This window comes from Butyricimonas sp. Marseille-P3923 (genome assembly GCF_900184685.1).
Taxonomy (GTDB): domain Bacteria; phylum Bacteroidota; class Bacteroidia; order Bacteroidales; family Marinifilaceae; genus Butyricimonas; species Butyricimonas muris.
Genome location: NZ_FXXL01000007.1, coordinates 2203387 through 2219369 on the forward strand (window position 1 = coordinate 2203387; position 15983 = coordinate 2219369).

General features: G+C 43.2%; 10 protein-coding genes. 1 reads left to right on the forward strand and 9 read right to left on the reverse strand.

Features of this window, described 5'->3' with window-relative positions; all coding sequences use genetic code 11:
- Position 1 precedes the first annotated feature (1 nt).
- The 9 genes from CS948_RS20480 to CS948_RS20520 form a co-directional block, all read right to left on the reverse strand.
- The gene (locus CS948_RS20480; protein ID WP_227216707.1) at positions 2-2320 is read right to left on the reverse strand and encodes a Gldg family protein; all 2319 of its coding nucleotides are present in this window, start codon (positions 2318-2320) and stop codon (positions 2-4) included.
- Positions 2321-2335: 15 nt separating this feature from the next.
- Positions 2336-3262, reverse strand: coding sequence for an ABC transporter ATP-binding protein (locus tag CS948_RS20485; RefSeq protein WP_099294134.1), 927 nt, complete (start codon positions 3260-3262; stop codon positions 2336-2338).
- A gap of 22 nt (positions 3263-3284) precedes the next feature.
- On the reverse strand, positions 3285-5579 hold the full coding sequence (locus CS948_RS20490; protein ID WP_255302096.1) for a Gldg family protein: 2295 nt from the start codon (positions 5577-5579) through the stop codon (positions 3285-3287).
- 21 nt (positions 5580-5600) lie between these two features.
- Positions 5601-6527: an ABC transporter ATP-binding protein gene (locus tag CS948_RS20495; RefSeq protein WP_099294755.1), complete on the reverse strand. Its 927-nt coding sequence runs from the start codon at positions 6525-6527 to the stop codon at positions 5601-5603.
- A 95-nt stretch (positions 6528-6622) separates the two neighbouring features.
- Positions 6623-7576, reverse strand: a complete 954-nt coding sequence (locus CS948_RS20500) for a hypothetical protein (RefSeq protein ID WP_099294136.1) — start codon at positions 7574-7576, stop codon at positions 6623-6625.
- 16 nt (positions 7577-7592) lie between these two features.
- A complete protein-coding gene (locus tag CS948_RS20505) occupies positions 7593-9101 on the reverse strand; it encodes a RagB/SusD family nutrient uptake outer membrane protein (RefSeq protein ID WP_099294137.1) in 1509 nt (502 codons plus the stop codon).
- A 16-nt stretch (positions 9102-9117) separates the two neighbouring features.
- Positions 9118-12600 carry a SusC/RagA family TonB-linked outer membrane protein gene (locus tag CS948_RS20510; protein ID WP_176555152.1) on the reverse strand — a complete coding sequence of 1161 codons (3483 nt, stop codon included), beginning with the start codon at positions 12598-12600 and terminating at the stop codon, positions 9118-9120.
- A 155-nt stretch (positions 12601-12755) separates the two neighbouring features.
- Complete coding sequence (locus tag CS948_RS20515; protein WP_099294139.1) at positions 12756-13910, reverse strand: FecR family protein; 1155 nt, start codon at positions 13908-13910, stop codon at positions 12756-12758.
- Positions 13911-13993: 83 nt separating this feature from the next.
- Complete coding sequence (locus tag CS948_RS20520; RefSeq protein WP_099294140.1) at positions 13994-14569, reverse strand: RNA polymerase sigma factor; 576 nt, start codon at positions 14567-14569, stop codon at positions 13994-13996.
- Between the two features lie 220 nt (positions 14570-14789).
- On the opposite strand from CS948_RS20520, the gene meaB reads away from it, so the two are divergent.
- Positions 14790-15896 (forward strand): methylmalonyl Co-A mutase-associated GTPase MeaB, encoded by a 1107-nt coding sequence (gene meaB / locus CS948_RS20525; RefSeq protein ID WP_099294757.1) that lies wholly within the window; start codon positions 14790-14792, stop codon positions 15894-15896.
- Positions 15897-15983: the final 87 nt, after the last annotated feature.

Sequence of the window (15983 nt, forward strand, 5' to 3'; positions counted from 1 at the left end):
ACTATCTTCCCCTCCTTCTGATCCAAAAGAAAAGCCCCATCCCCAAGAAAAATAAAGGATAAAGAATCATCAGACCTGTCCTCAATACTTTAAAACTCGTTTTATTAATATGAACAACCGTATCGGTCGTCATTGATCTTCTGGTATCTACCGGCATCTCATTATGAGAAAGATAATGATACGTCCCATGTAACAAAGTCACACCACCACAACGTTGACTGTCTCCGTTACTGATACAATCGGAATCTCCCATAATAACCACCCGTTGTTCCCGTTCTCCCAGTTTACGGGACAAAGCGACTGCCGTATAGTATTCCTTAGCCACCTCGCCCGCCGCCGGGTTGTATTTCAACGGTTCATCTTCATAATTTAATGACTCCAATTCATTCCACACTCGATATGATCGGTTTTCTCTCTTTTTCAATTCGTTCGCCAGCGTGTCCGTTTTCAATATCGGTGTCATTACAAATCCTTTCGGTTCAACCATCTCAATACCGGTCGTTGTCGGCATCAGCGCGTAAGACAAAGAACCGTAATGATAACTTAACGTTGCCGCTTCCCCGGTCATTAAACAAAACAACTCTTCCGGACGTTGTTCCGGTTTCCGATGTTGTACCAACACACCTTCGGTCAATTCGACACCAAACAAATCCTTCAAAAACAAATTCATCACCTCGCGACGTCTAGGCTCTGCCAAAATAAATAAATTTCCACCTCGATCCACGTAATTTTTCAATGCCCCCAATTCCTTTTCCGAAAAAGGTTCCCGCATGTCAGCTATGGTCAATACATTGATATCCGCGGGGATCTCCTGATGCAAATCCACTTCCTCCACATCGAATCCTTGATTTATCATTCCCAAGCGGGCATATTTTACCGTAAAATACCGATCATACCCCCGCAGAGAAGAATCATAAATAGAACGCATTCCGTATCCTGTCACGAATCCGATCTTGGGTAACGGGGAAGCCACCCGTTTCAAAGCGGCACTAATTTCCGATTCATGAGGGAATATATCCATCGGATCATCAAACGTACGCAACCAAGTCTTTTGCCCGTTCTCCCGAACAATCTGCCAAACAAAAGTTCGTTCACCAGTCAGATCCAGCATTTTTCTTATCTCCTCGGGAGTCTTCAAACGAGTACTATCCATACCTGTATCTTCACAAACTTTTTTAGCCAATTCCCACATACTCTTTCCCTTGTTCTCCTTGAATAAACGACATCCCCCGTCAGCCTCCGTAATCGTATCGTAATAATAAATAACTTTCAATTTTGTCTCCGGTTTAAACCGTTCATAACGTTCAAAAATCCTCCGGTTCCGTTGGATAAAACGGGGAAAAGCGTAACTATAATAATTTGGGTCCAGCACGTTGACATAAGCCGTGATAAACAGATCCCCATCCAATTGTTCGACAATACGCAGGCTCTCCTCCGTCAACGTATTCCATTTGGTTGAAGAAGTATCATAATAAGCCATTAATTTCGGACGGGAAGAGAAATATCCCAACAAGCATGCTATCAGTATGACAACAATATTTTTCCCCATAGTTACCGAAAACTTTATCTTTTGCCGCACGGCATTTAAACGAATGATTGTCAATGCCAGAAACAAAGCTGTTACCAAAGGGAAATACAATACATCTTCACTACATATCATACCCATTATAAACGTGTTTACCCGTCCGTTGATACACAACCAGTAGGTGACATCCCGAACAAAATCATATTCTTGCCACCATCCCCCGATCAAACTCAAGAACATCAACACGATAAACGTCCCGACAGCCGCAACAAACTGATAAGAAGTCAGACTGGATACAAAAATTCCCACGGCGGCATAGGTACACGTCAACAAAAAAAGTCCGAGCAAACCGGTCAAAACCACCGCCCACTCGAAGTCCTGCACGGTACACCATGCCACGATCACGTAAACGCTTAACATCAAGCACATCACAAACGCAAATCCCACCATCGAAAAAAACTTTCCCAAGATAATCTGCGTGTTCGACACGGGAGAAGAGTACAGCAATTTGATTGATCCGCTACTTAATTCCTTACTGACTAACCCCATCGTCAACAACGGGATGTAAAAGTATAGGTAAGCGGAAACCTGCCCCCACAAGGCTCTCACGAACAAAGAAAAAGAAACCATAAATTGGACTCCGCTCCCGAACTCGTTACTTTTCATGTAATTGTGGTAATTCCCCACGAAAACCATCCCCGCTTGAATCGTGAATACAACCAACAAAAACCATGCGACAGGCGAAAAGAATAACAACTGCAATTCCTTTTTCGCTATTTTCCATATCATTTTCATAATTGACATTTTAATTTATTGAACACTCTGGGACAATTCAGCAAAAATTCTCTCTAAAGAACTCTTCTCCAACCGGATTTCAGTCATCGCCCAATGTTGGGTTGCACTCCGTGCAATCAATCGGTCCATCACCTCCTGAGCTTGGGTAAAATAAATTCTGAAAGAAGCACTCCCTATTTCTTCCACCTCTTTCACCCCTTCAATCTCTAACAACTCGCTTACCGAGGGTGCATTTCTAAGGGTAACTAAAAGTGTATCAGGCTCGATATAATTATCAAACTCCTCTACGGTACCGGAAAAAACTAACTTCCCCTGTCCAATCATCAAAATATGATCACAAATAGCTTGTATCTCTTTCAAGATATGAGTGGAAAGAATCACCGTACAATCTTTAGCGATCGTCTTGATCAAATTTCTGATTTCAAGTATTTGATTGGGATCCAGTCCATTCGTCGGTTCATCAAATATCACCAAAGCCGGTTTATGAACAAGAGCTTGAGCAATGCTCACGCGTTGCTGGTATCCCCCGGAAAGATTTTTAATCAACCGATTCCGGAAATGCGTAATATCACACAAGGCCAACACCCGTTTCACGGCTTCCTTCACCTTCCTTTGCGGTATATGCCGCAAATCGGCAGCGTAAGATAAATACTCTTCCACCGTTATGTCATTATACAAAGGAGGTTGTTGAGGCATGAAACCGATATGCTTTTTAGCCTCTATCGGATGTTCACGCGTATTCACGCCATTAATGAACACGTCCCCCTTGGTCTGGCGCAATACTCCACATAATATATTCATTAAAGTAGACTTGCCCGCCCCATTGGAACCCAACATCCCGTATATCCCGTTGCGGGGTATCTCGAAACTAATATCATTAACAGCCCATTGCACGGTATAACGATGAGAAACATGTTCTACTTTTACAATACAATCTTCCATAACACCTTAATATTAAACTAATTTACCTGCTTTTTCTTCTCACCCACATGAAAATACCTCCCAACACCACGAGCACGGGAATACCCCAACGGATACCCCAACGAATCACTGAATACCCTCTTACCGACAAACATACGCTGTTATCCTTTGCTCTCGGACGGCGAACATCTATCGGGGCTTTATTGTAAGACATCCAGTAACAACCTCCCAATAACAAATACGTGTTATTATTAGATACGCCTCTCTTGGCTGTAAACTCGTTGTTGGCAAACACATCCGCATCACCGGATATAATTATTCTTTGCTCTTTTCCGGCGACCATTCTCGTCAACCCGACAACTGTCGAAAACTCTTTCGAAATCTCCCCTATTGAAGGATTAAAACGAATAGTATCATCCACGAAGTCGGTCGTTTCAAGTTCCGTCCAACAAGGAGTGAGCGTATCGGTCTGCAAGATCGGAAACATATCATACCCTTTATCCTCGACTTGCTCCACTCCCGCAGCCGTGGGCATAACCTGATTTGAACGGTTCAAATAATACATTTTCCTTTTAGCCTCCCCGGTCGGCAAACAGAAAAGTACATTAGACGGTAATGCTTTATTCCGAATATCATTCTGTGCTAACATCGGGGTTAATTCCACGCCGAACAATTTCCGCAACATCGGGTTCTGCATTTCCCTCCGCCGGGGTTCTCCCAAAAAGAACAAATTCCCACCCCGATCCAGATAAGCCTGCAAAACAGCTTCCTCCGTTTCGGAAAAAACATCTCTCGGATCCGCGATAATCATTATATCAACATCTTCCGGCACCTCCCGCTCCAAGGTAATCTCCATGACATCAAACCCTTGATTCCAAACGGACAACTGCACTTTCCTGTTACTGGCAATAAACTGATAGCCATAAGGAGTCCTGTCATACATCCCTCGCTCCGTATGCCCCGTAACAAATCCGATTTTAGGCAAAGGCATCACCATTCGTTTGAAAGCCACCGTGATTTCCGCTTCCGTCGGTTGTCGGGAAATACCTTCATTATAAGTCCGCAACCAGTCTTTTTGCCCGTTATCCCGGACAATCTGACGGATAAACGTGTATCCCTCTTCTGACAGGTCAACCATTTGATCAATCTCCTCCCTCGTCTTTAAACGATTGCTATCCAAGTCATACTGTTCACAAATCCGAATCGCTTTCGCCCGGGTGACCGTACCGTCACGATCTTCTTTCCTTTTATCCTCATCCGGCTCTGCATAATAATAAACCGTTTTCAATTTAATATCCGGCTTGAACCGGGTATAATTACGGAAATAACGTATATTCTCCATAATAAAATCCGGATATTTATATTCCCAATAACTTGGGTCCAGAATATTCACGTACGCGGTAATCGTCATCCCCCCTTTCACTTCTTTCACCACCTCTTGACTGGCGGGCGTCAACGTATTTTCTTTCGTACTGGTAGCATCGTAATACACGGTCAACGCCGGCTGCGACGAGCCATACGCCACGAGCGCGACAATCCCCAGCACTATCGCGTTTTTACCCAAGGTAATCACGAAACGCTGCTTTTGCCGAATCGCGTTTAACCGAATTACCGCCAGAGCCAGAAATGTGGCACTAACAACAGGAAAATAAAGTAAATCCTCACTACACAACATGCCGTTCAAAAATGTATCGGCACGCCCGTTAATCGACAACCAGTAAGTAATCTCCCGAACAAAATCATATTGCTGACCGAATCTACCGATCATACTCAATAACATCAATACCATAAACGTACCGACAGCCGCGATAATCTGGTAAGAAGTCAAACTCGATACGAACAAACCGACAGCCAAATAAGTACATGTCAACAGGAACAATCCTAACAAACCGCTCCACACCAGACCTCCTTCAAAATTTTCAATCGTTCCCCACCCTATTAAGGCATATAGCACCAGTACCCCCATCATGATCATCCCGTAAAAAACCAACGCGAAATATTTCCCGAGTATGATCTGTGTGCTACTGATCGGAGAGGAATACAACAACCGGATAGAACCACTGTTAAACTCCTTACTTACAATCCCCATTGTCAATAAAGGAATATAAAAATACAGAAAACCCTGCACGTAATACCATATCCCGTTCTGGTTCACGAAAAGAGATTTTGTGGCATCCCACACGCCCCCGTACTCTTTCATGGAATACATGAGATAATCAAACATATAGATATACTGCATCCCGCTCTGCACGGCAAAACACAACAACAAAAGCCACGCTATCGGTGAAAAGAAAAGCATTCGTAATTCAGCCCGTGCTATTTTATATATAATACCCATAATTTTCTTCTTTAATTTTGACTAACGTTTCTTTTTAGACAATTCGGCAAAAACATGATCAAGAGAAATTTTCTCCAACCTCATCTCACACATATGCCAACAATTAGCGGCAGCCTCTTCCACGAGATGCTCCATCACCTCGTTAGCATCGGAAAAACGTATCCGGTAACGATTCTTTTCCACGTGTTCCACCTGCAACACTCCCGGTATATGCTTCAATTTATCCCCGGGTATTTCCTCCGTGAAATCTACATATATCGTGCTGGGAAGAATATAATTATCAAAATCATTCACGCTACCGGTAAACACGACCTGTCCCGCGTCAATCATAAAAATATAATCACAAATAGCCTGCACCTCCGACAATATATGGGTTGAAAGGATGACCGTATGTTCCTCCGCGATTCCTTTAATCAATCGACGGATATCCAGTATCTGGTTCGGGTCCAATCCATTGGTAGGTTCATCAAAAATAACGATATCCGGCTTATGAATAATCGCCTGCGCTATTCCCACGCGTTGCTGATACCCTCCGGAAAGATTCTTGATCAACCGTTTCCGGAAATGAGATATAGCACATAACCCCATAACATCGGACACGGCCTCTTTCACTTCCCTATCGGGAACACATCGCAACTCGGCGGCATGAGTCAAATACTCCTCCACGGTTAATTCATCATACAAAGGCGGTTTCTGGGGTAAAAAACCGATATGACATTTTACCCCCGTGGGATCTCTCGTTATATCCGTTCCTTTGACCAGCACAACGCCTTCCGTGGGTTTTATCACACCACATATAATATTCATGATAGTAGACTTTCCGGCACCGTTGGAACCCAACAAACCGTATATCCCCTTTTGAGTAATCTCAAAATTAACATCCCGCACCGCCCACTGGACATCATAACGAAGCGACAAATGTTCCACTTTTATTATAGCATCTTCCAACATACATAAAAATTTACATACAACACTCTCTAAATGTTATCCCGACGGACAACCGCCCTCCGGGATAACACGATCATTTAAACAAAAACACTCGTCTAATCCAGAACCGGATACTGCAATTTACCCGTATCGATCCCCAAACTTTTCAAATAACGTATCACGATTTCATATTTCCTCCCGCACAGCCCGTTCACGTCCCGCTCCTCTGGATTCAAAGCTCCTACCCACGAAGGCCGCGAATCTCCGTCCAGACTTTTATCCGGAGAATTTTTCAAAGTTGCCATATTATAAGCGGCCAACTTTATATACGAGGCAAAATCTGCCTTTTGAGATTCCTCCTCATCCCCATCCACCAACACATCCATGATATACCCTTGTTCAAAAAGATCATCTCCCCTAAGATATTCGTACCAATAATCCGATACTTCAAAAAATTCCTCGGGAGCGGTAAGTACTCCTTTCACTCCCAAATATTCCAAGAAAGTTGCATTCAACGAAGTTTGCAAATCACACTTATCATCCATCGTCATCTCCTCCATCTGCTTGCTTGCTCCGTTTACCGCTATAAAATCATAGCCCCGATATGTCCATATAGCTGTCGAATCATACCCAGGAAGCCAAGCCCCAGCAACCGGATCATAGGTTACGGCATATTTCGTTTCGTACAAATCTCGACACAACAACATCTTCAACGGGAAATGCTTCAACAATTCATCAGGATAAATCTCCATAAAGACCTTTCCGAGCAAATCAACCTGTTTACCGACATAATCCGGATCTCCCGGACGTCCTAAACATTTCCCTTTCCAAACATCCAGATTAGGATTATCCCATATCGTATTATTCCAATAAATATCTCTGTCCGTAAATACATACAACGGGTAAAAACCGTACTTATTATGCCATTCGTGCAAAATCTCATCATAATCATGCCCAACTCCCAATGCGTACGTCAACTCCTGCTTATCATCTACCACAATATCGTCTTCATCATAACATCCTATAACGGACAACCATACTAATCCTAAAAAAATATACTTCATTTTCATAACATATCTTCATTCATTAATATTGATTCTGTTTCAATGTAGGACATCTATCAATCTCCTTACGGGGTATCGGCAACAAATAACGCTTATCCTCCTTCATTAAGGTGTAAGTAGTCCCTTCACCTGTGGTATTATCCACGAAAACATGCTTGATTTCCGGCATTCCCTGACGTTTCAAATCAAACCAACGGTGATTACCTTCGCCACACAATTCCCTCCGACGCTCTCTCCAACAAAAACTCAACAACTCTTCCGCACTCGCAAAATCAGACATTTTCTTCTCAACATATCCCTCGTAAAAACGATTATACCGTAAAGTATTCAAATCTTCCAATGCTTTCTCTGCATCGCTCGTGTTACCAGATTTCAAATACTTCTGACAATACGCTTCAGCGCGGCTAATATACATCTCTCCCGTACGAATACCACCATTATACGCTAACGATGACATACGACCTTTATCCACCCACGTACACATTGAACGCATTCCACCAGAGGGCCATACCTTCATATTCCCTCCCTTTAAATAAGCATTTAGGTTATTTTTCCAATCCCCGCGTATATCTACTACTCCTCTATCCACATCTTGCTGGAATACAGCGATCAAATCATTCGATGGAGTATACGGTGCTACATCTCCCCATGTATTATAACTATTCTCCGCATCCCAAGACATTCCCCACAAAATCTCTGTGGGACAAACATCCACATAAACCGAGAAAGAAGACCACGGGTTTACTTGTTGCTTACTCAAATTCAATAATTCCGGTCTCATTTTCAACACCTTATTAGCATACCTCACCACGTTATCCCAATCTCCCATATATACGTACATTCTAGTCAGCAAAGCGTATCCCGCCGCAGCATTCAAACGATTAAAATAAAACTCCATAGTATTTTCCTCCATCAACTGAATCCCCTTTAACAAGTCCTTCTCTATTTGCTCGTACACCTCCGCTACCGTATTACGCGTGAACAACTCTTCCGTCACCCCGGAAATCAACTTCAATGGCACACCTAAATTTTCCACCGGATCACCGTAATTATAAGCCCACCCGAAACAATTCACCAAAAACATATAATAATACCCCCTCAACACGTGAGCTTCACCAATAATATGCTCCCGTTTCCTCTCATCCCCCTGCATATTAGGCATATATTCAATAACCAAATTACACCCTTTTATACGCTCGTAAGGAACCTTCCAGAAACTCAAATCTTCATAACCACAAGATTCGTCAAACATATCTCTTTCCCAGCGGAAACGAGGAGCCAAATCCTTCTTTCGTTGATCCTTACTATCAATAACGGCATTATTCATCATATCATCCGAGAAAATATCCGTACCGTAATTGAATAACAAACCATCAGCCTTTGAAAAATAAGCGTCCCCCAGTAAAATTTTCTCCATATCCGTCACGGTAGAAGGACGCACTTCATCCTGACTCTTCTCTTCCAAAAAACCATCACACCCACTTAAAAACAGTGAGACAAATCCCAATATCAGCAGTGTACTTATTTTCATACTCGTTATTATTAATTTAGAAACTTACACTAACACCCAAAGATACAGTTGTGGACAAAGGTTGACTTCCCAACGCCACTTCTGGATCTCGTCCCATAAAATCCTTACTCACAATCTCAAAAGGATTCGTAATCGAACAATTCACACTCAAATTTTGTAATATACTCGGCAACCTCTTGTTTGGCACCGTGTAAGACAGAGCGATATTACTACACTTCAAAAACCACGCATCCACCACGCGAGCTGTCGAGTAACCATACATTTCGTAAGGATAAAACTCCTTATCTCCAAACGTCATCTGTTTTGCACTAGTCACCTTGTCTGGTAACGAAGGTACACTTGTTTTCTTCTCATCTCCCGGTTGACGCCACCGTTTTATCCATTCTTTCGACATATTCTCGTATTCACTGGGTATACCATCATACGTGGAAGTCATAATCGGTGCCAAAAATTGTTGATTTCCCAAACTCAAGTAAAAACTCGTTGATAACGTAAATGTCTTGTAACTAACATTCAACGACAATCCGGCTGTAAAATCCGGTTCCATTTTACCGGCATAATCCATGTAAAGAGTAGCATCCCTCGAAGCATCTTCCAACTCTGCCCCTTCCATATCAAACAACGGTCCCCCATGCACCGGATCCAAACCAACAAAACGGAAAGCCCAAAAACTGGAAACAGGATATCCCTTTTGATTCAAATTTCCACTCACCGCCTCATCCCAAGCTCCAGTGGGATCAATCTTGGACTTCACCTCATTATACACTTTACCGGTAGTTAAACCAACCGATACCGTCAAATCCTTCGTCCTAACAGGAATAAAACTAACACCCAAATCCCATCCGGAATTTGTCATCTCACCTCCATTTATTGGACGTGCCTCCACTCCATTCACGTAAGGAACCTCCCGGTTTACAATCATATCTTTCGTTTTTTTCCTATAATAATCGAAGCTCCCATGAATTTTATTGCTAAACAAACTGTAATCGATACCCAATGTCAAATTCTGCACCTTCTCCCATTTCAAATCAGGAGCTGGTAAATTCTCTACCGTCAAAACATATCCGTCCGAATCTGACACGTTAATCTTAGCAATCAAATCCGGACTTACGCTCGTGACAACATTTCCTTGCCAGCCATAAGAAAAACGAAATACCATGTCACTCAACAAATTCTGATGTTCCAAGAAATACTCGCTACCTAAATTCCATCTGGCACCAACCGACCAAATCGGTAAATAACGGGTACTCCTATCCTGCCCGAACCGGTTCGACGCATCCATTCTCACACTAGCATTCAACGCATAACGATTGTCGTACATGTAACTCAACGTCCCGTAAAACGACATGTAATTCTCCTCCGTATCCTTAACCTTTGGGGCATTTCTTACCAAACTATTAGCTGTCCCATTTATCGTTATCGGGATATTCACGAACAACTTTCCCCGGCTATGCAAATAACCGTACTCCTTCTTTTCGAATCCATCTTGTTTCACGCTTCTCATCTCTTGTCCCGCAGCAACACTCACCGAATGCACCTTGTTAAACACTTTCGTGAAATCAATCTGGTTTCTCATCGTCCAATTCACATTCTTATTTTGCGTCGAATTCAACTCACCCCCATGAGGCAATCCCGATTGCTTGTACTTATCCGTACCTTCCGCATACTCCTCGAAATTATAACCCCTCAATTTGGAAATATAATGTGATTGCTCCGTGTACCACGAATTCCCCGTAGAGTTAGAAACACTGTAACCTAACGAAAAATTATAACTCAAACCATCGATAATAGCCCATCGCAAAGCTAAACTAGAATTAAACGTAGACAAAGCATTCTTATTTCCACTCTGCTCCAATTCATTCACAATATTATATAAAAATCTATCCCCTTCATGCTTATAATAAAAAAGACTTCCATCCTCGTTATAACATTTAATCGCCCGATTCGTCTTGCTAGCATAAGAATACGGGTCTTCCCCCACGAAAGCATTTGTTTCTGCATAACTGGCGCCTAATGCAAAATTAACAGACAAACAATCCCACATAATTGTTCCAGCCGAAATATTTGCCATATACTGAAGCTGGTCATTTCCTTTCGCCGTGTTATTCACATCACTAATCCCGATAGAAGCGTGATAAGTTGACTTATCCGAACCTCCGGATATACTCACCGTATGATTATGGCTAAAAGCATTACGGAACAAAATATCAAAATAATCCGTGTTATTCTTTTCCAATTCCTTGGCTCCCTTTGTAAACTCATCCAACGAAATCTGTTGTTTCTTGTAAGCGAGAGCCAAAGCGGTATAGCCAATATCATAATTTCCTCCATCCGCCAAAACCAATCCTTTCTCGTAAGCCTCTCTTGACACCGCCACTCGCTCTTGGGAATTCATCAACTCCAACCTGTTATAAGTCATCCGGGGAGTAACCGACATATTACCGGTATAACTTACAGACATCCGCCCCGCTTTTCCCTTCTTCGTGGAAATCACGATCACGCCGTTCGCCGCCTTCACGCCGTAAATAGCCGTTGACACGGCATCTTTCAGCACCGTGACCGTTTCAATATCATTCGGGTTCAACCAAGAAATCGCACCTCCCACGAAGTTCCTGATCATATCCATGTTATCTTGATTCAGATTATTAAAATCATTCGACTTAAATGGCAGGGGATCTTCCTGAATAATACCGTCCACCACCCATACCGGCTCGGCATTCCCCAGCAAAGTGGAAGTACCCCTCACTCTCACCCGTTGCCGGGTTCCCGTCAAACCGCTTCTATTCATCACCATCATACCCGGCACCTTCCCTTGCAACGCCTGTTCCAACGTCTGCGAACCGTTCAACAACAAATCTTCCGCTTTCACCGTACTGATCGAGCCCGCTTGTGAACGCTTCTTCAACGTTTGGTACCCCGTGACAACAACCTCATCTATATTCTTGGCATCCTCCTTCAAGACAACATCAATCGTATCCCTCCCGTTATATTGCACCACCTTGGTTTCCATACCCACGAAAGAAAACACCAATGCCGCACTGCGCGTCGTGTCGAGCAAATATATCCTGTAAAACCCACGGGCATCCGTGGCTGTACCCACGTTCAACCCTTTCAGTTGCACGGTCACACCCGGCAGAGGATTCTTTACTTCATCCCGAACCACCCCGACCACAAACTTCTGCTTGGGTTGCTTCTTTTCCTCCGCTTTCTTGATAATAACCGTTCCCTCTTGGAAAACAAACACTAATCCCATCGGACTCAAAGTTTCCTGCAAAACAAGCCGTAACTCCTTATCCCTCGCGTACACGTTTACCCGGTCAATACTCTCTATCAGATTGGCATTATAAAGAAAATTTATTCCCGTCTGCTGCTGAACAGTTTTCAGGAACTCCTTTACGCTCACCTGCTCCAGTTCCAGCGTAACTTTCACATCTTGCGAGAAACTACTCGCGGACAATTTTACACTGAAAAAGAATATAAACAAAATCTTCCACTTCATAACATTCAAAATTTTTCGATGCCGACATAGCAATGGTTTTCGAATTGTTTGTTCGATACGTTTTTTTTCCATAAATTGCGAATTATTTAATTAGTAATAAAATTGCGGAAAGCAAGGAGATCAGTCCTAGGAAAACGAAATCTCCCCTTTCCGTTTTATTTTTTATACAACATTATATTCTTACCTTCTATTTTATAACTCAACTCTCCCGTACTTTCCAGCAATTTCAAGAAAGTATTGATCTTATCATATCGTTTTATATACCCCGTGAAAGGTAACGCACCCAATTCCGGTTGCACGAACACGACCTTAACCCCGTACCAACGCTCCAGATCACGCATGATCTCCTCCAAAGAACGACGGTCAAACACGTACGTCCCGTTCTTCCACCCCACGTACTCGTCCACATCCACTTCCCGTTTTCGAACCTCCCCCGTTACCGTGACAACAACCTGTTCTCCCGGTTCCAGTACAACACTGTCCCGTCCCCGGTAAAACACCTTACCGGATACCAGCGTGGTCAACATACCTTCTTTTTCAAAAAAACGAACACCGAAAGAAGTCCCCAACACCCGGACATCCCCCTCGCTCGTGTGAACGATAAAAGGACTGCTCCCCGGTTTCACCTCAAAATAGGCCTCTCCCTCCAGCTCCACTCTCCGCTCGTCCCCCGTGAAATGAGTCGGGTATCTCAACCTTGTATCTGCATTCAACCACACTTTAGAACCATCCGCAAGCGTCACCATACTCTCCCCTCCCACGGGAACCATCAGCGTATTGTACACGGCCTCTTCCGGCTCCTCCCCGGCAGAATAAGCCAAAGCACCGTTATCATACTTGATCTGTGCCCCGTTCTTATCTTGAAATACTTTTTTATCACCCGTCACACGCACCGTATCCCCGGAACCCAAAAGCAAATAAGCCTTATTCCTCTCGGGAAATATATCCGGAACCGTGGCGAACAAATTCTGTTTTACATTCTTCTTCAAAGAAGGCAACCACGTGAACACCATATTTACCGCGAGAAGAATGGCTGCCGCCGAGACTCCTATAGCTACATATTGTCGTAATTTCCTGTATTTGCGTACTTTTCGAAGACGTTTGAACTCCGAAAATCCCCGTTGACAAGAAAACAAATCCCCGTTCCTCACACTTTCCCGTGCCAAATCACCCCGTTCGAGTTCTTCCCAAACATGTCGCAATTGCTCGTTTTCCAACAACCGTTCCAACTCCTCCCGTTCCCCCGGGGTTAAAATCCCGCCATACGATTTCCTAAACAGTTCAATAATATAACTAAATTCATTTTCCATACATACCTGTATTTCACATTTTGTCTATATAATGCATGGAAACGAATTTGGTACGCAAAAAAAAGTGACATTTTTTGATTATTCTAAAAATAAGATTCGAACAAAATAGCGTAAAGCAATGATATATAATAAGATTGCGACAATCTTTCCCGCAAATATTTAAAACTTCTATTCTTCTGCGATTTCACCGTGTGCACGCTAATATTCAATTTTTCCGCAATCTCGTTACCGGACATACCTTCCAAACTTAGCTTCAGAATCTTCTGCGCCTCTTTAGGTAACTCCTCTATATACACGTGCAATTGCCGAATCAACTCTTCCCGAATAGTCAATATAAAATCCGCCTCAGGCATAACAACCTCTTCCTGCTCCAAATTTTGCAGCAACTTCCGGTGAAGGTTCTTTGTCCGCAAATGACACATTGCATTCGTGTACACGGACTTATACACGTACCATGTAAATTCTTTCATGGTCGCGAATTTATTGTCAGATTCCCAAATTTTGACACATGTTTCTTGAACTACATCCTCGGCATCGGAAGGGATACGCAAAAATCTATTGGCATAAGAACATAACGCCACATAATAATCGGAATAAAAAGCCCTCCAGCCCTTATCTTCCCGCTGATTCAATTCCTGCAAATAATTCTTCTCGTGCATAGTACACACCAATTAATAATATCACAAATATAAGAAAAAACTATTACTCCGTCACAATATGTCATTTTCATACTTCAGCATCTCGTGTTTTTCCCCCGTGCAAAAATAAAATATCATCTCTCACGAAAACATCAAACCATATCCACATTTTTGCTTGTAACTTCTCAACATTAACTCTATCTTTGTCAAGGATAAAATCAAAAACGATATGCAACAAGATATAGAACATCCTGAAAATGAAGCGTGCTATGAAGGATTAGCCGTCAACAAGGGAATAGAACAACCGGACCCGGTGAACCCAGCAATCGCGGAAAGATTGAAACATCTAAAGAAAAAAGTCTTATCCGTGGATGATTACCTTTCCGGTATCCAAAAAGGGGATATCAACATATTAAGCCAAGCGATCACCCTCGTGGAAAGTGCCCGCGTAGATCATCAGGCAATGGCACAAGATGTCATTAACCGCTGCCTCCCGAACACGGGCAAATCCGTGCGTATCGGCATCACGGGGGTTCCCGGTGCGGGGAAAAGTACCTTTATCGAGGCTTTCGGTAAATTCCTCACCAACGAAGGACACAAAATCGCAGTACTTGCCATCGACCCCAGCAGCGAACGTTCGAAAGGAAGTATACTAGGTGACAAAACCCGCATGGAAGAATTGGCATGCGACCCTCGTGCTTATATCCGCCCTTCCCCCTCAGCAGGGTCATTAGGCGGGGTTGCCCGCAAAACCCGAGAAGCCATGCTTCTGTGCGAGGCTGCCGGATTCGATATTATACTGATTGAAACCGTGGGAGTCGGTCAGAGCGAAACAGCCGTTCATTCCATGGTCGATTTCTTTCTGCTGGTACAAATCGCCGGGGCCGGAGATGAATTGCAAGGCATCAAAAGAGGTATCATGGAAATGGCGGACAGCATCATTATCAATAAGGCAGACGGTAACAACATCACCCGTGCCGAGTTGGCAAAAGTGCAATTACAAAACGCCCTACACCTGTTCCCTCCCCACGAATCGGGAGTGGAACCCAAGGTGATGACCTGTTCCGCTTACGAGAAAACCGGAATCAAGGAAATATGGGAAAACATACTTCAATACTGTAGCGCTACCCAACAAAACAAGTATTTCGACACGCGACGCAGCGAACAAGCCAAATATTGGATGTACGAAACCATAGACGAGCAATTAAGAAACCGTTTCTACCAAAGCCAAAAAGAACAAATCAAACTGGCTGAAGAAAAAGTATTAAGCAATGAAGAAAGTTCTTTCGCCGCTGCCTTCCGATTACTGGACAATTATTTCAAAAACGACACGAAAGAATTAAAGTAGGATATAAAAAACATTTTCCCTTTCCCCCTCCCCTCCCACGAAGAGGGGAGGGGAGTTTATAATCCTACCATATATATAAGATAATCA